25 protein-coding genes and 4 tRNA genes are annotated in these 22,662 nt (G+C 49.8%); 17 read left to right on the forward strand and 12 right to left on the reverse strand.

Annotation, left to right across the window (positions count from 1 at the left end; genetic code table 11):
• Positions 1-51: 51 nt before the first annotated feature.
• The 6 genes from kdsA to hemA form a co-directional block, all read right to left on the reverse strand.
• Positions 52-900 (reverse strand): 3-deoxy-8-phosphooctulonate synthase, encoded by an 849-nt coding sequence (gene kdsA, locus ACYVIC_RS03655; RefSeq protein ID WP_460857374.1) that lies wholly within the window; start codon positions 898-900, stop codon positions 52-54.
• A gap of 27 nt (positions 901-927) precedes the next feature.
• Complete coding sequence (locus ACYVIC_RS03660; RefSeq protein ID WP_460857376.1) at positions 928-1,308, reverse strand: SirB2 family protein; 381 nt, start codon at positions 1,306-1,308, stop codon at positions 928-930.
• 50 nt (positions 1,309-1,358) lie between these two features.
• The gene (locus ACYVIC_RS03665) at positions 1,359-2,918 is read right to left on the reverse strand and encodes a DUF3369 domain-containing protein (RefSeq protein WP_460857378.1); all 1,560 of its coding nucleotides are present in this window, start codon (positions 2,916-2,918) and stop codon (positions 1,359-1,361) included.
• A 95-nt stretch (positions 2,919-3,013) separates the two neighbouring features.
• Complete coding sequence (prmC, locus tag ACYVIC_RS03670; protein WP_460857380.1) at positions 3,014-3,856, reverse strand: peptide chain release factor N(5)-glutamine methyltransferase; 843 nt, start codon at positions 3,854-3,856, stop codon at positions 3,014-3,016.
• Positions 3,857-4,948 carry a peptide chain release factor 1 gene (gene prfA, locus ACYVIC_RS03675; protein WP_460857382.1) on the reverse strand — a complete coding sequence of 364 codons (1,092 nt, stop codon included), beginning with the start codon at positions 4,946-4,948 and terminating at the stop codon, positions 3,857-3,859.
• 18 nt (positions 4,949-4,966) lie between these two features.
• Entirely contained in the window at positions 4,967-6,217 is a 1,251-nt protein-coding gene (gene hemA, locus ACYVIC_RS03680; RefSeq protein ID WP_460857383.1) for a glutamyl-tRNA reductase, read from the reverse strand.
• A 70-nt stretch (positions 6,218-6,287) separates the two neighbouring features.
• Between hemA and lolB the strand changes: the two genes are divergently transcribed.
• From lolB to ACYVIC_RS03735, 11 genes are all read left to right on the forward strand, one after another.
• A complete protein-coding gene (gene lolB / locus ACYVIC_RS03685; protein ID WP_460857385.1) occupies positions 6,288-6,914 on the forward strand; it encodes a lipoprotein insertase outer membrane protein LolB in 627 nt (208 codons plus the stop codon).
• Positions 6,911-7,756 (forward strand): 4-(cytidine 5'-diphospho)-2-C-methyl-D-erythritol kinase, encoded by an 846-nt coding sequence (gene ispE / locus ACYVIC_RS03690; RefSeq protein ID WP_460857570.1) that lies wholly within the window; start codon positions 6,911-6,913, stop codon positions 7,754-7,756. Before lolB ends, ispE begins: the two co-directional genes overlap by 4 nt.
• Before the next feature lie 79 nt (positions 7,757-7,835).
• Complete coding sequence (locus tag ACYVIC_RS03695) at positions 7,836-8,771, forward strand: ribose-phosphate pyrophosphokinase (RefSeq protein WP_460857387.1); 936 nt, start codon at positions 7,836-7,838, stop codon at positions 8,769-8,771.
• Between the two features lie 225 nt (positions 8,772-8,996).
• Positions 8,997-9,725 carry a PEP-CTERM sorting domain-containing protein gene (locus ACYVIC_RS03700; protein WP_460857389.1) on the forward strand — a complete coding sequence of 243 codons (729 nt, stop codon included), beginning with the start codon at positions 8,997-8,999 and terminating at the stop codon, positions 9,723-9,725.
• 207 nt (positions 9,726-9,932) lie between these two features.
• On the forward strand, positions 9,933-10,538 hold the full coding sequence (locus ACYVIC_RS03705; RefSeq protein WP_460857391.1) for a 50S ribosomal protein L25/general stress protein Ctc: 606 nt from the start codon (positions 9,933-9,935) through the stop codon (positions 10,536-10,538).
• Complete coding sequence (pth, locus tag ACYVIC_RS03710) at positions 10,538-11,140, forward strand: aminoacyl-tRNA hydrolase (RefSeq protein ID WP_460857393.1); 603 nt, start codon at positions 10,538-10,540, stop codon at positions 11,138-11,140. The genes ACYVIC_RS03705 and pth overlap by 1 nt, the downstream gene beginning before the upstream one ends.
• Positions 11,141-11,183: 43 nt before the next feature.
• Positions 11,184-12,275 carry a redox-regulated ATPase YchF gene (gene ychF, locus ACYVIC_RS03715; protein WP_460857395.1) on the forward strand — a complete coding sequence of 364 codons (1,092 nt, stop codon included), beginning with the start codon at positions 11,184-11,186 and terminating at the stop codon, positions 12,273-12,275.
• Positions 12,276-12,460: 185 nt separating this feature from the next.
• Positions 12,461-12,537: transfer RNA gene (locus tag ACYVIC_RS03720), tRNA-Met, on the forward strand.
• 20 nt (positions 12,538-12,557) lie between these two features.
• Positions 12,558-12,642: transfer RNA gene (locus tag ACYVIC_RS03725), tRNA-Leu, on the forward strand.
• Between the two features lie 34 nt (positions 12,643-12,676).
• A tRNA-Gln gene (locus tag ACYVIC_RS03730) sits at positions 12,677-12,751 on the forward strand.
• 63 nt (positions 12,752-12,814) lie between these two features.
• A tRNA-Gln gene (locus tag ACYVIC_RS03735) sits at positions 12,815-12,889 on the forward strand.
• A gap of 320 nt (positions 12,890-13,209) precedes the next feature.
• On the opposite strand, the gene ACYVIC_RS03740 is transcribed toward ACYVIC_RS03735, so the two are convergent.
• Complete coding sequence (locus ACYVIC_RS03740; RefSeq protein ID WP_460857397.1) at positions 13,210-14,394, reverse strand: FAD-dependent oxidoreductase; 1,185 nt, start codon at positions 14,392-14,394, stop codon at positions 13,210-13,212.
• Positions 14,395-14,544: 150 nt separating this feature from the next.
• Here ACYVIC_RS03740 and ACYVIC_RS03745 point away from each other — a divergent pair, with 150 nt between their 5' ends.
• From ACYVIC_RS03745 to ppiC, 4 genes are all read left to right on the forward strand, one after another.
• A complete protein-coding gene (locus tag ACYVIC_RS03745) occupies positions 14,545-15,177 on the forward strand; it encodes a peroxiredoxin-like family protein (protein WP_460857399.1) in 633 nt (210 codons plus the stop codon).
• A gap of 185 nt (positions 15,178-15,362) precedes the next feature.
• On the forward strand, positions 15,363-16,259 hold the full coding sequence (aguB, locus tag ACYVIC_RS03750; protein ID WP_460857400.1) for an N-carbamoylputrescine amidase: 897 nt from the start codon (positions 15,363-15,365) through the stop codon (positions 16,257-16,259).
• Positions 16,260-17,375 carry an agmatine deiminase gene (gene aguA, locus ACYVIC_RS03755; RefSeq protein WP_460857402.1) on the forward strand — a complete coding sequence of 372 codons (1,116 nt, stop codon included), beginning with the start codon at positions 16,260-16,262 and terminating at the stop codon, positions 17,373-17,375.
• 12 nt (positions 17,376-17,387) lie between these two features.
• Positions 17,388-17,666, forward strand: a complete 279-nt coding sequence (gene ppiC / locus ACYVIC_RS03760; protein WP_092795694.1) for a peptidylprolyl isomerase PpiC — start codon at positions 17,388-17,390, stop codon at positions 17,664-17,666.
• A gap of 12 nt (positions 17,667-17,678) precedes the next feature.
• Here the strand turns inward: ppiC and ACYVIC_RS03765 are convergent, their stop codons facing one another.
• The 3 genes from ACYVIC_RS03765 to ACYVIC_RS03775 all read right to left on the reverse strand — a co-directional run bounded on the left by ACYVIC_RS03765 (position 17,679) and on the right by ACYVIC_RS03775 (position 20,294).
• Positions 17,679-18,392: an RES family NAD+ phosphorylase gene (locus tag ACYVIC_RS03765; RefSeq protein ID WP_460857404.1), complete on the reverse strand. Its 714-nt coding sequence runs from the start codon at positions 18,390-18,392 to the stop codon at positions 17,679-17,681.
• A complete protein-coding gene (locus ACYVIC_RS03770) occupies positions 18,386-18,784 on the reverse strand; it encodes an antitoxin Xre-like helix-turn-helix domain-containing protein (protein WP_460857406.1) in 399 nt (132 codons plus the stop codon). Before ACYVIC_RS03770 ends, ACYVIC_RS03765 begins: the two co-directional genes overlap by 7 nt.
• Positions 18,785-19,043: 259 nt before the next feature.
• Complete coding sequence (locus ACYVIC_RS03775) at positions 19,044-20,294, reverse strand: DEAD/DEAH box helicase (RefSeq protein WP_460857407.1); 1,251 nt, start codon at positions 20,292-20,294, stop codon at positions 19,044-19,046.
• Positions 20,295-20,406: 112 nt separating this feature from the next.
• On the opposite strand from ACYVIC_RS03775, the gene ACYVIC_RS03780 reads away from it, so the two are divergent.
• Both ACYVIC_RS03780 and ACYVIC_RS03785 read left to right on the forward strand, forming a co-directional pair.
• Positions 20,407-20,676, forward strand: a complete 270-nt coding sequence (locus ACYVIC_RS03780; protein ID WP_460857409.1) for a GIY-YIG nuclease family protein — start codon at positions 20,407-20,409, stop codon at positions 20,674-20,676.
• Positions 20,676-21,578: an AEC family transporter gene (locus ACYVIC_RS03785; protein WP_460857410.1), complete on the forward strand. Its 903-nt coding sequence runs from the start codon at positions 20,676-20,678 to the stop codon at positions 21,576-21,578. The genes ACYVIC_RS03780 and ACYVIC_RS03785 overlap by 1 nt, the downstream gene beginning before the upstream one ends.
• Positions 21,579-21,598: 20 nt before the next feature.
• On the opposite strand, the gene ACYVIC_RS03790 is transcribed toward ACYVIC_RS03785, so the two are convergent.
• Together ACYVIC_RS03790 and ACYVIC_RS03795 are read right to left on the reverse strand one after the other, a co-directional pair.
• Positions 21,599-21,790 carry a type II toxin-antitoxin system antitoxin gene (locus tag ACYVIC_RS03790; protein WP_460857412.1) on the reverse strand — a complete coding sequence of 64 codons (192 nt, stop codon included), beginning with the start codon at positions 21,788-21,790 and terminating at the stop codon, positions 21,599-21,601.
• An 8-nt stretch (positions 21,791-21,798) separates the two neighbouring features.
• Positions 21,799-22,656 carry an SPFH domain-containing protein gene (locus ACYVIC_RS03795; protein ID WP_460857414.1) on the reverse strand — a complete coding sequence of 286 codons (858 nt, stop codon included), beginning with the start codon at positions 22,654-22,656 and terminating at the stop codon, positions 21,799-21,801.
• Between the last annotated feature and the right edge of the window lie 6 nt (positions 22,657-22,662).

Here is a 22,662-nt window from a genome sequence, read left to right on the forward strand (position 1 = left end):
TGAAGATTAAACGAAACGCTGCCCGTAGGCAGCGTATAAAATATCGCGTAGTTAATTGGCAGCAGTGTCCAGTGGCGCAAAACTTTTCACCAAATCATCTACAGCTTTCATCTGCTGCAGATAGGCTTCCAGTTTAGCCAATGGCAAAGCACAGGGCCCGTCGCATTTTGCCTGATTAGGGTCCGGATGTGCCTCAATAAATAAACCGGCTAAACCCAGTGCCATACCAGAGCGAGCCAGCTGTGCAGCCTGTGCCCGGCGGCCATCAGCCGAACTTTCACGACCACCTGGTTTTTGCAACGCGTGGGTAGCATCAAAAATCACCGGCCCGTATTGCTTCATCTCATCCATGCCCAACATGTCTACTACCAGATTGTTATAACCAAAGCAGCTACCACGCTCACAAAGCAACACTTGCTCGTTGCCTGCCTCTTTAAACTTGTTGATAATATGCCGCATTTCGTGTGGTGCTAAAAACTGCGGTTTTTTTACATTAATCACAGCGCCGGTTTTAGCCATCGCCACAACTAAATCTGTTTGGCGGGCTAAAAACGCCGGCAATTGGATCACATCGACTACCTCTGCCACCGGCGCCGCCTGATGCGGCTCGTGTACGTCAGTAATTAGCGGCACGTTAAAAGTACGCTTAATCTCTGCAAAAATTTTTAAACCTTCATCCAAGCCCGGGCCGCGGTATGAATGCACCGACGAGCGATTTGCCTTATCAAATGAGGCCTTAAATACAAAGGGAATACCCAGCTTGGTGGTTACTTCTGCGTAGTGCTCGGCAATACGCATTGCCAAATCGCGGGATTCCAGCACATTCATGCCGCCAAACAACACAAAGGGTAAATGGTTGGCTACCGGTATGCCGGCAACCGTAATGGTATGAGCGTTCATGTCAGTTCCTGAAAAAAACAGCTGTTATCATAATGCCGGCAAAAATACCGGTTGTTTGGTTATCGCAACCCGTATTGCCAGCCCCAGCCAGCCCAGTGAACCGAGGAAACATAACCCGCGGATAAAAGTTGTGCGACCACGAAATGCCATTACAGCCAATGCAATATAAGCCAGTACAGCGATAAATTTCTCGGTAAGCCAGGCGTGGACAAAAGGATACTGTTGGATCGCCAGCATCAACAACACCGCACTTATCAGTAATAATGTATCAATAATATGCGGTGTAATTTTAAAGAATTTGTGTTGTAACATTGCCGCAGGTTTTAAACTCATGGCGTATCGCACCAACAGAAAACTGACACTGAGCACGACCATAAGCAGGTGAAAATGCTTGTAAGCCATATACATAGGGTTAATCCTTAATGATTAAAAAAACAGCCAGCGTAAGCTGGCTGCGGTTACTCTTCGCTGTCTGGGTATTTTTGCAGTATTGCTTCTAGTTTGTCGACCCGCAGTTTAAATATTTCTACCAATTTCGGGTCAAACTGTTTACCGGCCTCTGTTTCAATATGCGCCAGTACCTGCTCCAGACTCCAGGCTGACTTATAGCAGCGCCGATGGCGCAGCGCATCATACACATCCGCCAATGCTGCAATACGGCCATAAATATGGATTTGCTCGCCTTTCTTACCCGCAGGGTAACCAGTGCCATCCCACTTTTCATGATGATCCTGTGCGATTACCGCACCCGCCTGGATAATAGCGCGTTTCGAGTTTTTCAGAATCTCATAACCGATGCTGGCATGGGTTTTCATTACTTCCCACTCCTGGCCTTGCAATTTCGCCGGTTTATTTAAGATGCCATCGGGGATACCTACTTTACCGACATCATGCAGTGGCGCAGCAAACATCAGCTGTTCGGCTTCTTCATCAGGCATGCCATAGGCTTTGGCCAGATCGTAGCAAATAAATGCCATCCGTTTTACGTGGTTGCCAGTTTCAATCGAGCGGTGCTCTACCGCTTCGCTTAAGCGGTAAACTATTTCGCGCTGGGTATCTTCGATTTCATGCTGCAATTGCACATTTTCGTAAGCTATCTGCACATTCTGTGAGAACAGCTCAATGAGCTTTTTCTCATTTTCATTAATCACGCCGGGCAAGCCTGAGATATAAAGTAAAGAGCCATGAGTAAACTTGCTGGTACAATAGGCCACCAGATAATTGTCCCGATAGACTATACCTTTTGAATGTAAGGCAGTTTCAAAAGCTTCCAGTAGCTCTGGTGCCAGCACGTCCTGCACCGGTTTACCTTCCTGACGCTCAAATTCGCCCAGGCCAGCAAACACCACCAGTTTATGCGGATCAGAGACATCACCGCTGATGTTACCGGCTACCAGCGACGAGCTGACAAGCAGAGCGTTTTCATTGCAGCCCAGAATAGACGTAAGCTGCTGCAGCACACCGTCGATAAATTGTTCCATCGAGTGTGAGGAAAATAAGTCAGCAGAAGCATTAATGATTTTTTCTAAACCTTGCCGGCTTTGTTCCAGCGACATAATATCGCGATACGAGCGCAGGCTGGACATAATAACGGTAAACAGTTTCTGCGCTGTCAGTTCAGTCTTGGACTTATAATCGTTAATATCATAATTAATAATTACCTGACGTTCAGGTGCCTGACCGGGCTGGCCGGTACGCAAAATAATACGTACATGTTCATTATGCAGTGTTTCACGTATGTAGCTGGCAACCAACAAACCGGCGTCATCGGTTTCCATCACGACATCAAGCAACATCACCGCAGTATCGGGGTGCTGCTCAATTAGCTTTTTCGCTTCTGTACCGGAATAGGCGCTGATAAACGTCAGATTTTTGCCCTGAAACGTAAAGTCACTCAGCGCCAGCTTAGTAACCGCATGCACCTCAGGCTCGTCATCAACTATCAGGATCTTCCAGCTACCGTTTAACGTTGGTTCTGAATGTTCTGGCTCTTCGGCAAATAAGAATTCATCGTTCATCCACTTATCCTTGGCGCATTTTTGTTATGCAGCATACTGCTTTAGTTATATGCGTTAAGTTAGGCTCGGTCAAAGAAAACCTGATGTAATTCAACTTAACACAGATAACAACCGCCGCTAATGCGCCAGTTGCCGCCGTAATCGCGCTGCGACTGCACCTGGGTAAAACCGGCTTCGTGCAATAACTGCCGTACAGCGTCAGCCTGATCATAGCCATGCTCAAGATACAGCCAGCCATTAGCCTGCAAATACTGTGGCGCATGCTGCACCAGGTGGCGGATATCGGCCAGCCCTTGCTCTGGTGCGGTTAGTGCTGATATTGGTTCATAACGCAGCGCCACTAAATGGCCGTCGTCAGGGTCGATATAGGGTGGGTTGGATACGATAAGATCAAAGCGCTGCCCTGCTAACGCAGCAAACCAGTTGCTCTGCAGCACAGTGCAATTACTAATGTGTAACCGCTGCCGGTTGCGCTCTGCCAGCAGCACGGCATCACTGATGTAATCGACGGCTGTAAGCTGCCACTGCGGTTTATTGTGCGCCAGCGCCAGGGCGATAGCGCCGGTGCCGGTGCCTAAATCCAGCACCCTGGCGTTTGTGGCAAGCGGCAAACTCAGCGCCTGCTCAACTAACAGTTCAGTATCGGGCCGCGGAATAAGCGTGCAGGGGCTAACTTCAAGCGTCAAATCAAAAAAATGCCAATAGCCAAATAAATAGGCCAGCGGTTGGCCCTGTAAGCGCGCGCTTAACAGCTGGCTAAGCTGTGTCTGCTCAGTAACCGTCAATTCACGCTCCGGGTAGCTGTACAAATAGCTGCTACTAACATTAAGCACATGGCACAGACACAATCTGGCTTCAATATCTGCTGTCGGGCTGACGTTAGCCAGCTGCAACTGCGCCTGCTTTTGCCATTGTGCTAATGTTACTGCTTGCTGCACTTAGCGGTTCTCGTCGGCCAGTGCGGCTAACAAGTCGGCCTGATGTTCATGTTTTAGTGGCTCTAATACTTGATCTAAATCACCTTCCATTACCTCGTTTAAGCGGTAAATAGTCAGGTTAATGCGATGATCAGTTAAACGGCCCTGCGGGAAGTTATAGGTGCGAATGCGCTCAGAACGATCGCCACTGCCCACCAATGAGCGGCGGGTAGATTCTTCCACTAAGCGGCGTTTTTCGTCTTCTGCCGCCTGAATACGTGATTGCAGCACACTCATGGCGCGGGCGCGGTTTTTATGCTGCGAGCGCTCATCCTGGCACTCCACTACTATACCGGTAGGTAAGTGAGTAATACGAATGGCAGAGTCGGTGCGGTTAACGTGCTGACCACCGGCACCTGAAGCACGATACGTATCCACTTTTAAATCGGCCGGGTTAATTTCTATCGCTTCACTTTCCGGAATTTCCGGCATTATCGCTACTGTACAGGCGGAGGTATGCACCCGCCCCTGTGATTCAGTAGCTGGTACCCGCTGTACCCTATGCCCGCCTGATTCAAACTTCAACGTACCGTAAGCGCCCTCGCCTTGCACGCTGGCGATAATCTCTTTGTAGCCGCCATGTTCACCGTCGCTGGCACTGACCACTTCGAGTTTCCAGCGGCGCTTTTCGGCAAACCGGCTATACATACGAAACACATCGCCGGCAAAAATGGCGGCTTCATCACCACCGGCACCAGCGCGGATCTCCAAAAAGCAGCTGTTGTTGTCGTTTGGATCTTTTGGCAGCAATAATATTTGCAGTTCTTGATCCAACTGCTCAATGCGTTCTTTTGCGGCTTTGTATTCTTCTTGCGCCATTTCACGCATATCCGGATCGCTGTCTTTTTGCATCTCTTCAGCCGAGGCTAAATCTTGCTGCGCTTGCTGATAATCAGCAAAGGCTTTGCTGATGTCTTCCAGTTGGCTGTACTCTTTGGACAGTTCGCGAAATTTAGTCTGATCGCTAATAACAGAGGCGTCGCTTAGCAGCGCCTGAACCTCTTCGTAGCGCTCAGCCAGGCCTTCCAGCTTACGGTATACCGATTCTTTCATGATGTTGTATTTGCCTGATTACAGATCTAACAAGGTGTTGATCATATTTTGTTTATTAAGCTCATCGTCCTGCACCAGCTGACGAATGGCTTTAGTGGGGCTGTGCATCAGCCGGTTAGTTAGTTTAACCGAAAACTCTGCCAGTACTTTTTCGGCATCCTGGCCAGCCGATAACTGATTTACCGCCTTGGCCAGCAATTCGTTGCGCACTGCATCGCAGCGCTGCCGATAATCGCGCACCCAGTCGGCATTACCCTGTAGGGTTTGCCACTGGGCAAATTCAGCAACACCGACGCTGATCATTTGCTTTGCCTGTTCAGCGGCTTGCTGCCGGTTAGTTAAGTTTTGCGTCACAATAGACTGCAAATCATCTACTGTATACAGATAGGCATCTTCAAGATCGGCCACTTGCTGCTCTATGTCGCGCGGTACAGCTAAATCGACCAGAAACATCGGCTTATGCTTGCGCTGCTTTAACGCTTGCTCCACCATGCCTTTGCCTACTATCGGCAGCGTACTGGCGGTAGAGCTTATCACAATATCAGCTTCGGCAAGTTGTTGTGGAACCTGTGACAGCGTAATCGCTGCTGCCGAAAACTGTTCAGCCAGCTGTACGGCCCGCTCATAGGTGCGGTTGGCCACGGTAAGCTGCGCCGCACCTTGCTCTTGTAAGTGCCGCGCTACCAGCTCAATAGTTTCACCGGCACCAATTAGCAATACCCGTACTTTTGTCAGGTTGCCAAATATTTGCTTCGCCAGACTCACTGCAGCAAAAGCCACCGACACCGCATTAGCACCAATCTCAGTATCAGTGCGTACCTGCTTGGCTACGGCAAAGGTTTTCTGAAATAACCGTTCAAACTGCGGGTTAATAGTACCGGCATTGCGCGCCTGATTATAGGCTTGCTTTACCTGGCCAAGAATTTGCGGCTCGCCAAGTACTAATGAATCCAGCCCGGCAGCCACTTGCATCAAATGCTCGGCGGCAGCAGTGTCCTGATGTAAATACAGATGCGGCTGCAGTTCAGTGCTGTTAAGTGCATGAAATTGCGCCAACCAGCTAATTACCTGTTCCGCCTGGCTTGGGCTACCGTTAAAATACAGTTCAGTGCGATTACAGGTAGACAGGATAACCGCATCGGTTATGCTGGTCAGCGTGGTCAGCTCGCGCAAGGCCTGCGACACTTGCTCTGGCGCAAAAGCGACTTGCTCGCGCAGGGCAACCGGTGCCGTTTTATGATTTATGCCGAGTGCGAAAATGGCTTTCACCTGTGTATTGAAAGTTATCAGGGGCGAATTGTACGAAAAAGCCCATATTAAGAAAAGCTAAGAAAGCTCTGTGAAGGACTTTAGTGTGCGTTATCCGTTTTATCAGCCCGCTCTGATGCTATTATTTTGTCTGTTGCTAAATGGCTGTAGCCTTTGGCAACGCCCCGTTACACCAGAGCAACCGCTCGTCGCCAATGAACGCGAGCAGCGCATTATGGCGCTACAACAGTTTGAATTGCAGGCCACTTTGGGTATAAAAGCACCTAATGATAGCATTAGCGGCAATTTACATTGGCGCCAGCTTAGCAGTTCAGAGTATCGGGCACAGCTGCGTAATACTGTTCTTGGTATCAGTCTGTTTGAACTTAGCCACAGCAGTGCCGGCAGCTCAATTAAGATAAGAGGCGAAACTTATACCGCTGTTGACACCAGTTCATTACTGTTGCAATTAACCGGCTGGTCAGTTCCTCTACATGACATGCCATTATGGTTACGCGGCCTGCCAGGTACTACAGGACGTGACATAGTGCGCGATGAATTTGGCCGTGTTACCGGTTTTACCTTAACCGACAGCACTGGCATTGTCTGGCAGTTGCAATATCGAAGTTTTTTCCCCGACGCTCTGTCGCTACCTAAACTTTTGCTGCTAACCAGCAGCGATACACAAATAAAACTGGTAATACGAAATTGGCAATAACAACCCTTACCCTGCCCGCGGTGGCAAAACTAAATTTATTTTTACATATTACCGGCCGCCGCGATGACGGCTATCACAACCTTGAGACGCTGTTTCAGTTGTTAGATGCTGGCGATGAGCTAAGGTTTAGCTTACGCCAGGATGGCGCCATCGAGCTTGATTGCAACAACAGCGCGCTGATAAACGAGCAGAATTTAGTGCTGCGCGCGGCCCGTCTGTTACAGCAATACAGCGGCTGTAGCTTAGGTTGTGATATTTATCTCGATAAACGCCTGCCAATGGGTGGCGGTTTAGGTGGCGGTTCTTCCGATGCAGCCACTACGCTGCTGGGTTTAAATAAACTCTGGCAACTGAACTTACCGCTGGATGTTCTGGCTGAGCTTGGATTAAAGCTTGGTGCCGATGTGCCACTGTTTGTCCGCGGTTTTACCGCCTTTGCCCAAGGCATCGGCGAAAAATTACAACCGGTTAAACTGGATGAAAAAGTGTACCTGGTGGTAACACCGAACTGCCATATCAGCACAGCAGAAGTATTCCAGCATCCTGATTTAATTCGTAATTCTATGCCAATACCGGCCGATGCGCTACTAATAACAACCTGGCGCAATGACTGTCAGCCACTGGTCGAACGCCTCTACCCAATTGTTGCAATAACCTTACAGTGGTTGGTAGAATACGCGCCGTGTCAAATGACGGGTACTGGCGCCAGTGTGTTCGCCGCATTCCCGGACCAGACCAGTGCTCAGCATGCTCTGGCAAAATTACCGGCTAACTGCCGCGGTTTTATTGCCAGAGGGGTCAACCAGTCGCCAGTGTGGGCTGCGTTGGCAGATACCGAATAAGTAACTGTAGCGGTGTATTACCGCTGCGTATTGATAATACCGGACTCACCACCGCCCTGAGGATCCTACCGTGCCTGACATGAAGGTTTTCGCTGGTAACGCCATACCAGAACTCGCAAGTAAAATCGCCAGCCGCCTGTATATTAAACTTGGAGATGCCGAAGTCGGCCGTTTCAGTGATGGGGAAGTTAGTGTCCAAATCAATGAAAATGTGCGTGGTTCTGATGTATTTATTATCCAATCTACCTGCGCGCCAACCAACGATAACCTGATGGAACTGATCGTGATGGTAGACGCGCTGCGTCGCGCCTCTGCCGGTCGTATCACTGCCGTAATGCCATACTTTGGCTATGCCCGTCAGGACCGCCGGGTACGCTCAGCCCGTGTGCCCATCACCGCTAAAGTAGTGGCTGACTTTTTATCAAGCGTCGGTGTCGATCGGGTATTAACGGTAGACTTGCACGCCGAGCAAATTCAGGGTTTCTTCGATGTACCGGTAGATAACGTGTTTGCCAGCCCGGTGTTGCTGGAAGATATGCGCAAAAAAGATCTGCAATCTCCGGTAGTGGTATCGCCTGATATCGGTGGTGTAGTGCGCGCCCGCGCTATCGCTAAATTGCTGAACGATGCCGATTTAGCCATTATCGACAAACGCCGGCCAAAAGCCAATGTCTCTCAGGTAATGCATATTATTGGTGATGTAAAAGACCGTGATTGTATTATCGTCGATGACATGATCGACACCGGCGGTACTTTATGCAAAGCCGCAGAAGCCTTAAAAGAGCAAGGCGCCAAGCGGGTGTTTGCCTATGCCACCCACCCTGTATTCTCTGGCAGCGCGCCACAGAATATAGCCAATTCAGTTATCGACGAGTTAATTATAACTGACACTATCCCGCTAACTGCAGAAATGAAAGCCGTAGCCAAAGTGCGCCAGTTAACGTTAAGCGAAATGCTGGCCGAGTGTATCCGCCGCATCAGCAACGAAGAGTCCATCTCGTCTATGTTCGACTAAGCAAAAGCTGTGTTTTGCACAATTTGCACAAAAAAGCGCCTTATGGCGCTTTTTTTTCACATCAACGTCCCCTTTTTAAATACAACATCGTCACAATTATTTACAATAACCTGACTGCCAGCGGAAAATAAAAAATAAGTCCTTGTTTATTATGAAATTTAATATTTGGCACAAAACATGCTTATGCACGCCGGATTTAAAAAACACAAAAAAGGAAGATCAGCAATGAAAGTTACTCTTTTAGCTGCGGCAACTTTGTTGTTTACAGCAAGTGCCAACGCAACCATTATCACCGTATTTGATAGTATTCCAAACGGCAGTTCAGCTTTTGACACTACCGTACTGGGGGCTGGCGGCACTGTATATAACGATGTGTGGGCAACACTGCTTAATGGTAGCTCACTGACACGCCCGGGTTATACCGTGACCCGTAACAATGGTGGCAACATCTCACAAGCTAGTTATGGCACCATGTCTGGCCGCGCAATTGATATAAGCCCCAACGGCAGCTACGGCGGCACAAATGGCACTATCGCCAGCGGTATTACCTTTACCTTTGATAATGCTATTAACTCTTTTGGCTTTGAAGTAGGCGACTGGGCCACTTGCTGCTTTTTCCCGACAACAGATTTATTCATCTCCTTTGATGACGGTGCGCCAATACAGGTTGCATCTGCCAGCCAAAACAGTGACGGCCGCTTTTTAAATCAGTTTGGAAGCAGCGTTTATGAGATCTTTGTAGCTGCGTTTGATGACACCGGCTTTTTTAACAAAGTACAGTTTTGGGGCAACGGCTCAGGTGAGTATCTGGTTGTTGGCGGCCAGGTAAAATATGGCTTGGTTAATGTGGGCAGCTTACCCCCTTCACAAGTTTCAGCTCCGGCATCTGTAGCCATGTTAATGCTTGGCTTGTTTGGCATCGGTTTAAGCCGCCGCAAAAAAACACAAGCATAAGCTGTAAGTTTTTAGCTTGATTTGCCAACAGCTCTCTTCGGAGAGCTTTTTTGTCGGTACAAAAGCTCTATGTATTCACGGCTGGCCAAGCTGAGTTTTAGTTTGCAGCTTGTGTTAGCCGGTGGTAATATGTCGCGCCCTTGAAACTGGGGGTCCAGCCTGAGACTGGTCGCAAGTCTTGGGAAACTTAAATTTTTGGAGTACATCATGTCTGATGCAATCTTTACATTAAGCGCAGAAGTCCGTACTGATGCAGGGAAAGGTGCGAGCCGCCGCCTGCGTCACGAAGACAAAGTGCCAGCTATCATCTACGGTGGCAGCAAGCCAGCACAATCTATCACTTTAGAGCACTCTAAACTGATTAAAGCACAAAGCTTCGAAGCCTTTTACTCTCACATCCTGACAATTAACGTTGGCGGTGAAGAAGTAAAAGCTATCGTTAAAGCCATGCAACGCCACCCGTTCAAACCAAAAGTGATGCACGTTGACTTCCAACGCGTAGAAGCTGGCCATGAACTGCACACTACTGTTCCTGTTCACTTCGTTAACGAAGAAGCAGCAGTTAAAAAAGGTGGTGTAGTAGTACACGCTGCTAACGAAGTCGAAATCTCTTGTCTGCCAACAGACTTACCAGAGTTTATCGAAGTTGACATGAGCAACGTTGAAGTAGGCGCTCACCTGCACTTATCTGATCTGAAAGCGCCAAAAGGTGTTACTTTCGTTCAGTTAGCGAAAGGTCACGACTTAGCCGTTGTTTCTGTTAACAAACCAGCTGGTAAAGCAGCTGACGCTGAAGAAACTGCCGCTGAGTAATGTCTGACACTACTCAATCAGCCATTCAGTTGATTGTGGGCCTGGGTAATCCGGGCCCGGAATACAGCCAAACCCGGCACAATGCCGGTGTTTGGTTTGTTCAACAGCTGGCTCATGCCTTCAATGTCAGCTTAAAAAACGAGCCGAAATTTTTCGGTTACACCGGCAAGTTTGTCTGCGCCGGCCAAGAGTTCAAGCTCCTTATTCCCTCTACTTATATGAATTTAAGCGGTAAAGCCGTGCTGGCAATGGCACAGTTTTACAAGCTGACAGCTGAGCAAATTCTGGTGGCGCATGATGAAATGGCGCTGGAACCGGGTGTGGCAAAATTTAAACTGGGCGGGGGCCATGCCGGCCATAACGGCCTGCGTGATATTATCTCCCGCCTGGGTAATAACCAGAACTTCTATCGCCTGCGCTTAGGTATTGGCCATCCGGGCCATAAAGATCAGGTAACAGGTTATGTACTGGGCAAAGCCCCGGCCAATGAACAGAACCTGATTGAACAAAGTATTGATGAAGCAACGCGCTGCTTTGACATTCTGGCCCGTGATGGCCTGGTGAAAGCGCAAAGCCGCCTGCACAGTTTTAAAGCCTGCTGACACAGCCGGTACAACTTTTTACAGCACGTAAAGGATACTAATTATGGGTTTCAAATGTGGCATCGTTGGCTTACCAAACGTAGGCAAATCCACCCTGTTTAACGCATTAACTAAAGCAGGCATTGAAGCGGCAAACTTTCCGTTCTGTACTATCGAACCCAATACCGGCGTCGTACCGGTACCGGATCTACGGTTGGATAAGCTGGCGAAAATTGTTAACCCGCAACGTGTACTGCCTACTACGATGGAGTTTGTTGATATCGCCGGTTTGGTAAAAGGCGCCTCGAAAGGCGAGGGCCTTGGCAATAAATTTTTAGCAAATATCCGCGAAACTGACGCTATCGGCCACGTTGTGCGCTGTTTTGACGATGAAAATATTATTCACGTAGCAGGCAAAATTGACCCGGCTGACGATATCGACACCATCAATATGGAGCTGGTATTGTCTGATATGGACAGCGCTGAGCGCGCCATTTTCCGTGTCAGCAAAAAAGCCAAAGGCGGCGATAAAGACGCTAAAGCCGAAATGGCGGTGCTGGAAAAAGTAAAAGCGCATTTAGAACAAGGACATACACTACGGCAGCTCGAGCTGGATAAAGAAGAAAAGGCGTTAATTGCCTATATGAACTTCTTAACCATCAAGCCAACCATGTATATCGCTAACGTAATGGACGACGGCTTTGAGAATAACCCTTACTTAGACATAGTACAGGCTATTGCTGACAAAGAAGGCGCTATAGTAGTGCCGGTATGCGCTGCTATTGAATCAGAAATTGCTGAGCTGGACGACGACGAGAAAGCCGAGTTTATGGCCGACATGGGCTTAGAAGAGCCAGGCTTAAACCGCGTGATCCGTGGCGGTTACTCACTGCTTAACCTGCACACCTACTTCACCGCTGGCGTAAAAGAAGTCCGCGCCTGGACAGTAGCCGTAGGTGCCACTGCGCCACAAGCAGCCGGCGTTATTCACACCGACTTTGAAAAAGGCTTTATCCGCGCGGAAGTGATCGCTTATAACGACTTTGTGCAATTTAATGGTGAAGCCGGTGCCAAAGAAGCGGGTAAATGGCGCTTAGAAGGTAAAGATTACATCGTAAAAGATGGCGATGTAATGCATTTTCGCTTTAACGTCTAACCACGTTTTAGCAATAAAAAAGCCGTTGTTTGCCGACAACGGCTTTTTTATTGCTTGTGAAACCAGCATTTTGCGTATTAATTCGGCAAACGAACCAACATTGAATTTTAAACGCAAAAAAACGGTTGACGCTATAGGGGCAGTTCTGGATAATACGCGCCACTTGCTTAGGTCAAGTAAATAGTGGCTACATAGCTCAGCTGGTTAGAGCACAGCACTCATAATGCTGGGGTCGCAGGTTCGATTCCCGCTGTAGCCACCACTTTTACTTTACCTGTGCATGCGGGGATGGCGGAATTGGTAGACGCACTGGATTTAGGTTCCAGCGCCGCGAGGTGTGAGAGTTCGAGTCTCTCTCTCCGCACCACTTTTAAACAAAGTGGATGCACACAAGTTTTTGCAGGGGCGTAGCCAAGCGGTAAGGCAGCGGGTTTTGATCCCGCCATGCGTTGGTTCGAATCCAGCCGCCCCTGCCATTAATTCAGTGAACGTAGTTTTAGTAAAATCCTGCCAAACGACGATCACACATAAGTTTCAGTAGGGGCGTAGCCAAGCGGTAAGGCAGCGGGTTTTGATCCCGCCATGCGTTGGTTCGAATCCAGCCGCCCCTGCCATTAAACAGAAAAACCCAGCTTAGGCTGGTTTTTTTGCTTTTCTGGAATACATCAATTCAAAAACATTTCCAGTTTTAGTTAACTTTTGCCGATTACAACATCTTTTGTGCTCACCGCAGCAACTCACAAATGCTAACGCATTTGCTCAAACACTCTGCGGCTGCGCCAAAAGAGTTCTAATCTGCTATCGAGAGAAGGTTGGAACCCTGCAGCGCACAGCCACAGAGTGTCTGAGTCCTGCCGTAGGCATAAGGACGAGTTGCTGTGGCGAGCACTGTAGGTGTTGCAACCGTATTGCTTAGCTAAGCATTTTGGCCTGCCTATTCAGAACCCACAGCATAACGAGCGACCAGCGTTTTTAGCATAGTACTGCGCGCCGCCACACTTAATGCCAACTGGCGTAGCTTACGCAGCGGCGTGTTGTCGTTACCAAAGGTGTGGTAAAAACCATCCATCGCGCTCATCATTAATAAGTTGGCTGGCTTGCGCTTGCGCTGATAGCTTTGTAGCAGCGATACACTGCCGATATCACTGTTATGCCGGCTGGCTCCAATAATCAGCTCTGTCAGCAGTTTAGCATCAGAAAAACCCAGGTTAACGCCCTGCCCCGCCAAAGGGTTAATAGTATGGGCGGCATCGCCTGCCAATACCACACGGCCAGCGTAATAGCGGTTAGCATCCATCCGCGCCAGCGGAAACCAGGAACTGGCCACGACTTCAACCTCGCCCAATTGCGCCGGGAAGGCTTTAAGCAACTGCTGCGTTAATTGCGCCGGAGCCAGTGCCGCCAGTTGCTTCACCTTCGCAGCTTCTTCATACCACACCACTGAGCCTTGCTGGCCGCTCAGTGGTAAAAAGGCTTTTGGCCCGGTTGGGGTAAATTGCTGCCAGGTTACATCCTGCTGCGGGTAAGCTGTATTAATCAGCGCCACCAGACATGCTTGCTGGTATTGCCAGCCATTAGTGCCAATACCGGCTAACTGCCGCAGTTGTGAGTTACCGCCATCGGCGGCTACCACCAGCTTGCTGCTAAGCTGCTCGCCGCTATCCAGCGTCAGGGTAGCGCTATCAGCGCTTTGCTGTAACGCCGTTACCGACGACGGGCAAAACAATCGCACATTAGCACCGAACTGTTGCCACAGCGCCAGCTGCAGCAGATTATTCTCGACAATATGGCCCAGGTGGCTGCGTTTAATATCCGCCGCATTAAAGGTGACAATGCTGTGCGACTGCTCAAACGCCTGCAGACGCTGATACGGGCATAACCGCATTTGTTCTAAAGCTGGCCAGGCGCCAAGCTGTGTTAACCAGGCTTCGCTGGCCAGATTAATTGATGATACGCGCAAATCCGGTGCGCTATGTGGCTCAAACTCCGCCGGCGCTTGTTTTTCTATTAACGCTACCTGCAACCCCGCCTGGCTTAGTGCCAGCGCAATAGCCGCGCCGACCATGCCGCCACCGACGATACTGATATCAAACTGTTGTACTGTTTTCTCGTTGGTCATAGATAAGAGTCTTATTAACTGATAAAGCATTGTACGCCAGGCGGCAATAAAAACGAAAACGGGCTTTTTTACTGTTTGCTGAAAGTAAAACCATCTTAAGTCTGTCTTTGTTGGTCGGACAATAACGCAGATATCCAACCAGGAACCACTATGAAAATTTACCTTATTACGCTGACTGTTTTTTTGTTCAGCATCAAACTTATGGCCGCACCTGTTATTGCAACAAGTCCTGAGAAGGTTACCCCACTGCTAAACGGCTTAACCATTCCGGCAGTTAGCTTAACTACTGCCGATAACCAGACCATAGCACTTAAGCAGCTGGTACAGCAAAAACCCAGCGTATTGGTGTTTTACCGCGGTGGCTGGTGCCCGTATTGTAATGCCCAATTAGCAGCACTACGTGATATCACACCGCAGCTAACTAAACTGGGTTACCAGTTAATTGCTATAACGCCGGATAGTGTGGTCTCGATCAGTAAAAGCTTACAAGATACCGGCGGCCAAAAGCTGAACTACACCCTGTTGTCTGATGCCTACTTTGCCGCCAGCAGCGCCTTTGGTCTGGCCTATTATCTGGATGATAAAACCGCAGCAGCTTACAAAGGTAAGCTTGGCAGCCTGATCAGCACCGAAGCCGGCACTGAGAAAGTGGTGCTACCGGTACCGGCGGTGTATATCCTGAACACTAAAGGCGAAGCGCTGTTTAACTATGTACACATCAACTTTAAAACCCGGTTAGAGAGCGAATTACTGCTAAAAGCGGCGGAGTTGGCACTGCAATAAGGCCTGCTGTTTTCAAGCTGCCTCTCAGCTGTTTACCACAGCGGACATCCTTGTGTTTTCCGCTGCTGTTTTTTTAGCAAAAAGCGTTGACGACAGGGCAAAAATGCGGCATTTTTCGCGCCCTGTTTGGCAAGTGTCTGAAGGGATGCTAGCCTGTTGGTTTTACCCTCTGTCGGAGATAACTGATGCGTAATGTAACCGTTGCTGCAACCCAAATGATTGGCGGCTGGAATGTGGATGAAAACATTGCCCGTGGCGAGCGTTTAGTGCGCGATGCGGCAGCCAAAGGGGCACAGGTCATCCTGCTGCAAGAGCTGTTTGAGCGCAATTATTTCTGCCAGAAACAAAAACCGGATTATTTAGCCTTTGCTACCACAGTGGCAGAGAACAAAGCCGTAGCGCATTTTACTAAGATTGCCAAAGAGCTGAACGTGGTACTGCCCATCAGTATTTACGAGCGCGCCGGTAACTGCCTGTACAACAGCGTAGTGATTATTGATGCCGACGGTGAGAACCTGGGTACTTACCGTAAAAGCCATATTCCGGATGGCCCGGGTTACAGCGAGAAGTACTACTTCACGCCAGGCGATACCGGCTTTAAAGTGTTCGCTACCAAGTACACCAAAATCGGCGTGGGCATATGCTGGGATCAATGGTTCCCTGAGTGCGCGCGCAGCATGGCATTAATGGGTGCTGAGCTACTGTTCTACCCTACCGCTATTGGCAGCGAGCCACACGATGCGACTATCAGCTCACGCGATCACTGGCAGCGCACGCAGCAAGGCCATGCCGCAGCTAACCTGATGCCGTTAATTGCCTCTAACCGTATTGGTACCGAGACTGAAGGCGACTACCATATTACCTTCTACGGCAGCTCTTTTATTGCCGACGAAACCGGTGCCAAGGTACAGGAAGCCGGCGAGACAGAAGAAGCCGTGCTAGTGCATACGTTTGACTTAGACGCCGTTGCCGCAACCCGCCGCGCCTGGGGTATTTTCCGTGATCGTCGTATCGATATCTACGGCACAGTTATGACCAAAGATGGCGAAACCAAGCAACCTGTTAAACAAGGTGGTAACTAAGTGGCCTTTACAACACTACAAAGTACGCCACGCGCCGATGGCTTTAGCATGCCTGCCGAGTGGGCAGCGCATAAGCAAACCTGGATGGTATGGCCGGAGCGTACCGACAGCTGGCGTTTAGGCGCCAAGCCGGCACAGCAGGCTTTTGTTACGGTAATAAAAGCTATTGCCGGCTTTGAGCCGGTAACGGTAGGTGTATCAGCCAATCAATATGCGAATGCGTTAGTACAGCTGTCTGACGCTGGCACGAAATTCCCTATCCGGGTGGTAGAGATTTCCAATAACGACGCCTGGTGTCGTGATACCGGTCCTACATTCGTTACCAATGCACAGGGAGAAGTACGTGGTATCGACTGGACCTTTAACGCCTGGGGCGGTTTAAACGGTGGTTTGTACTTCCCGTGGGATAAAGATGATCAGGTGGCCAGCAAAGTGCTGGGCATAGAGCAGCTGCCACGTTACCGCACTGAAGGTTTTGTGCTCGAAGGCGGCGCTATTCATGTTGATGGCGAAGGCACGCTGTTAACTACAGAAGAGTGCTTATTAAACAGCAACCGTAACCCGCATTTAAGCCGTGAGCAGATTGAACAGCAAATGCGCGATTATCTCGGTATCGACAAAGTATTGTGGTTAGAAGACGGTATCTTTAACGACGAAACCGATGGCCACATTGATAATATGGCCTGTTTTGTTAAACCCGGCGAAGTAGTACTGGCCTGGACTGACGATACAACCGATCCGCAGTATGCCCGCAGTAAAGCGGCTTTGGATTACCTGGAAGCAGCCACCGATGCCAAAGGCCGTAAAATAAAGGTGCATAAGCTACCGGTACCGGCACCTATTATCGCCAAAGCCGAAGAGTATGCCACAGTAGATGCCACCATGAGCGCCATTCCACGCGAGGCTAATGCCCGTTTGGCAGGCTCTTACATTAACTTCTATTTGTGCAACGGCGGCTTAATACTGCCTACTTTTGACGACCCTAACGATAAGGTGGCCGCAGACATTCTGCAGAGCCTGTATCCAGAGCACAAAGTAGTAACAGTGCCCGGCCGCGAGATCTTGCTGGGCGGCGGTAATATTCACTGTATTACCCAGCAACAGCCATTAGCTTAAGCGAGCAATACGATGTCCAAAGCCTGCGCCTTACATATACTGGTTAAAACCAGAGAACAAGCAGACAAGTTAAAGCAACAACTGCAAAAAGGCGCCGACTTTGGCAAGCTTGCCAAGCAGCATTCGCTATGTCCGTCGGGTAAAAAAGGCGGCGATTTAGGCGAGTTCCGTAAAGGCCAGATGGTAAAAGCCTTTGATGATGTTGTATTTAAAGGCCCGCTATTAGAAGTGCAGGGCCCGGTAAAAACCCAGTTTGGCTTCCACCTGATTAAAACCCTGTATCGCAGCTAGCGGATACAGAGGCTAGCTTAAACTGACAATCTGGTTAATGGCACTGATACTGCCAGTTTGCCAGATCATCTCATAATGCGCGCTTTGCACCATCTGTGTCACATATTGCGGGCTGAACAGGCCCCAGCACAGCGCCCCGTTGTTACGTACCGAGCCATATTGCACCCCGGCACTGCCCTGTTCACGTAAGCTGATACCCAATGCACGCGCTGCACTGTAGTCCTCTGAGTGGTAAATAGCATGTTGTGGCGCTAAGCCGGTTAGATCGGTCAGGCTAACGTCGCTGAACTCACAACTTAAGGCTTTAAAGACAAAACGCTCATACGCCAGAGCGGGCACCCTGCTCCAATACCGGCCCTGATGATAGGCCACTTCACTGATAGCAGTTTGCACGCTATCGGCCAGATACAGCACACCAAAGCGGCCATCAGAAAAACGGCTGCCCGCCGGGTTAACATGAGTAAAAGGCGCTACAGCATAGGAGCAACCGGCAATACCAAACGGAATGCTACTGCGGGGCAATAAAGTTAAATTCCCCGCCTGCGCGCGTAACCTGGGGTTGGTTAACGCCTGCAGCTCAAATAAGGCATCAAATTCATCGGCATCGGCCACATCATCAAACACTGATACCGGCGGGTATTTGGAATTAATCAAGCGATAGCTGCGCTGCTGCTGCAGTTGAACCTGTGGCAACTCGTCCGGCTTTGCAGTTGCCTTTATTACCACATGCCACCACGCAGCGCATCGATATGTTTAAAGGTTTCGTACAGCGCAGCAAACTGGCCGCTGCTGATAATATCCAGCGGGCTGCTACCGTTAAAATACGGGTTATGGTTCGGCAGCGCCATAAAGCCATACAGGTTTTGCGGGTTATCAAACAGCAACCGCAAGCAGCTGTGGATATTCAGCAGATAGCTGATGCGCTCTATCTGGTCTTGCGTTAAGCTGGCACAGTAAGGATCGTTACGGTACTTGTAATACGCTGCCTTGGAGATTTGCAGCATACGCTGGATTTGCTCGGGCGAGCATTGCCATTTATCCAGAATAGTAAACACCGCTTTAAGCCCTGTTGCGGCGACTTGCCGCTGGCTTTGTCTGTCGAGCTGTACTGCCTGCATAACAACCTCGTGCCTGACCAAATAACTCTCAATATAGACCAACAATAAAAATATGTCCACATAGAGAATTCAATACGCCTGAAAAAGCAGACATAGTGACTCAAACTAAACACTTAAACGAGAATCGGCTTGCCCTAAGCCAACCGTTGAACGCATGGATGCGTGAATCGAGCCCCCAGGGAGGGGTTTACGGCGCGTTGGCGTGGGCAAACCGGTTCGATGGCAATACGCATCGACCGGCTTTGATCAACAAAACTTTTTAAGCTCTACCCAGAGCCTTAGCGCGCAACTTGGCTTTAAGCATACCTTTCTTTGCCGGCTTTTTCGGCCCGTCACCATGGCGCGCCTGTGCTTGCTCCGGCGAAACATAGGTAGGGTCGTGCTCATAACCCGGCAGTATTTGAGCCGTAATCACCTGCTGAATAAGCCGCTCTATATCCTGCAGTGCTTTAATTTCTTCCGGTGTGATCAATGTTAACGCCACGCCACTGTTACCGGCACGGCCAGTGCGGCCGATACGGTGTACATAGTCCTCTGACACCTGCGGCAAATCGTAATTCACCACATAAGGCAGCTCGTTTATATCCAGACCGCGGGCGGCGATATCAGTAGCCACCAGAATTCGTACGGCGCCGGCTTTAAAATCAGCCAGGGCTTTGGTGCGGGCGCCCTGGCTTTTATCGCCATGAATAGCCGCGCTTTTTAAACCGTCTTTCGCCAATTGCTTGGCCAGCCGATCAGCGCCATGTTTGGTGCGGACAAACACCAACACCTGCGGCCAATTATTTTTACCAATCACATGCGATAACAGCTCGCGCTTACGGTGCTTATCTACCAGATAAGCCAGTTGCTCTACCCGCTCGGCAGTAGCATTGGTTGCCGCCACTTCAATCAATTGCGGGCTGTTAAGCAACTCATCCGCCAGTTGCTTGATCTCATTGGAATAGGTTGCCGAAAACAGCAACGTTTGCCGTTTGGCCGGCAGCTTAGCCATAATGCGTTTAATATCGACAATAAAGCCCATATCCAGCATGCGGTCGGCTTCATCCAGCACCAGCACCTCAAGCGCAGATAAATCCACGGTTTTCTGATGCAGGTGATCAATCAGCCGGCCAGGGGTGGCTACCAATATATCCAACCCCTGCTCTGCATCATCATATTGCGGCCGTATCGATACGCCGCCATAAAACACCGCTGAACGCGTGTTAAGGTACTGGCTATACTTGCGCACATTGTCATACACTTGCTGCGCCAGCTCGCGGGTGGGTGTTAATACCAGTACCCGCACCTGATTTGGCGCTACGACCTTAGGCGCATTGAGCATCTGCTGCAGCAGCGGTAAAGTAAAGGCAGCCGTTTTACCGGTACCGGTTTGCGCACCCGCTAACACGTCTTTACCGGCCAGAATCACCGGGATGCTTTGCAGTTGCACCGGTGTGGCCGCGTCATAGCCTTGCTCTGACAGAACACGTAAAATGGGCGCCGCCAGGGCGAGAGATTGAAATGACATTAAAATTCCTGTTTTGCCAAAGCTTAACTACTGTCGCCGTTATTGCGTTTAAGTGCAGCGCACGGCTTAAAGCGCGCAGTATAGCAGAACAGCGCTGCACGGAGTTAACCCCGTGAGCAGCTGGTATCTGTATATGGTGCAAACCGGCAACGGCATGCTGTATACCGGCATCAGCACCGACCCGGCCAGGCGGTTGCGCCAACATAGCGGCGAGCTGGCCGGCGGTGCTAAGGCACTGCGAGGCAAAGGGCCGTTAACCCTGGTGTACCAGCGCCCTGTTGCCGATAAAAGCGCTGCTGCCAAAGCCGAATATCAACTGAAACAGCTATCCAGAAGCGCCAAACTGGCACTGGTAGAGCGCTACAACCCAAGTGAGATGTGATGGATAACTTTGTTTTGATCCTAGCGTATTTAATGATAGGCGTGCTGCTGCGCCGCCTACCCACGATGCCGGAAAACAGCGGCATAGCGCTGAACATGTATGTATTGTATGTAGCACTGCCGGCACTGATTTTAAAAAATGTACCGCAACTACAGTTTTCTGCTGAGTTGCTTATTCCGGCTATTACGCCGTGGTTTTTGCTGTTAGCGGTGGTGGCCTCTGTGTTGTTGCTAAGCAAACTGCTGCACTGGTCGCGCGAAGTCACCGGCGCCTTGTTAATCGTGCTCCCACTGGGCAATACCTCGTTTTTAGGCTTTCCGATGACGGAAGCTTTATTTGGCAGTGCAGCTATGCCTTACGCCGTGGTGTACGACCAGGTCGGTTCCTTTATTGCGCTGGCAACTTACGTCACTATTATTGCTGCCCTGTATAGCCCCACTGCCGCCAAACCGACAGTGAAAGGCATCACGCTGAAAATTGTCACCTTTCCCTCTTTTATTGCGCTGGCGCTGGGCTTGTTGCTGCGCGGCACTGAGTATCCTGCGCTGGCAACGCAACTGATTAACAACCTCGCCGCCACCTTAGTACCGGTCGTGATGGTAGCGGTCGGTTTTGCCTTAACGGTAAAATTTAGCAAAGCAGAAATTTCGCCTTTATTAAGTGCGCTGGGTATTAAACTGGTAATGATGCCGGCGCTGGCGGCGCTGTTATGGTTTAGCCTGGGTTACAGTGGCACAGCGGTGAATATCAGTGTGTTTCAGGCGGCGATGCCACCGATGATCTCGGCCGGTGCTATCGCGATAATGGCGGGGCTGGCGCCCCGCCTAGTTAGCGGCATTATAGGTTTAGGTATTTTAGCCGGCCTGCTTACCCTACCGCTGGTATCCTGGCTACTGCATTAACCGTTACATTCGCGCTTAAATTAGCTGCCGGCTTCATTGTCTGATTCAGCGTTAGCCTTTTTCGTCACGGGCAAACGGCCGGCCTTTTTCAGTGCCTCATGTAGCAGGTATTCAATCTGGCCGTTTATGCTACGAAACTCATCATCTGCCCAGTGCTGCAAAGCACTGAGCATTTTTTCATCCAGACGTAACGCAAAGGCTTTTTTTGCCACAACAACTCCTACTGGTGCAAGCTGCCGGCATTAATCACCGGCTGCACATGATGATCACCACACAACACCACCAGCAAATTACTTACCATGGCCGCTTTACGCTCATCATCCAGCTCTATCACATTACGCTCTGACAAACGTTGCAGTGCGGTTTCCACCATGCCGACAGCGCCTTCGACTATTTGCTGGCGCGCGGCAACTATTGCGGCCGCCTGCTGACGCTGTAACATAGCGCTGGCAATTTCCGGCGCATACGCCAGGTGGCTGATACGCGCTTCCAGCACCTGCACCCCGGCTTTATTTAACCTGGCCTGAATTTCCTGCTTTAGCAGCTCTGTAACTTCATCGGTACTGCTGCGCAGGCTTATGGCTTCGTCATTACCGGCATCATAAGCATAACTTGAGGCTAAATGCCGGATAGCTGACTCGCTTTGGATATTGACAAAGTTTTCATAGTTGTCTACCTCAAACACCGCTTCAGCACTGTCGACCACTTTCCACACCACAACAGCAGCAATTTCTACCGGGTTACCGGCATTGTCGTTGACCTTCATCTTGCTGCTTTCAAAGTTACGTACTCTAAGTGAAACTTTCTGCTTGCTATACAATGGGTTAGACCATCTCAAGCCGTTATTTAAATCAGTACCTACGTAACGGCCAAACAGCTGTAGCACAGCGGATTGATTAGGATGCACCATATAAAAACCAAACCAACAGATAAACACCACTATCGCCAGCAACAAGGCGATTAGCTTTACTGCTCCGGGTAACACAGCAATACCGGCGAGCGCCGCAAGCTGCAATAACAGCAAAACGCCAATCATGCCAAAACCACCTTTGCTGTTAATCATGCGTTCCTGCAACATTATCAA

The organism is Rheinheimera gaetbuli (genome assembly GCF_054781935.1).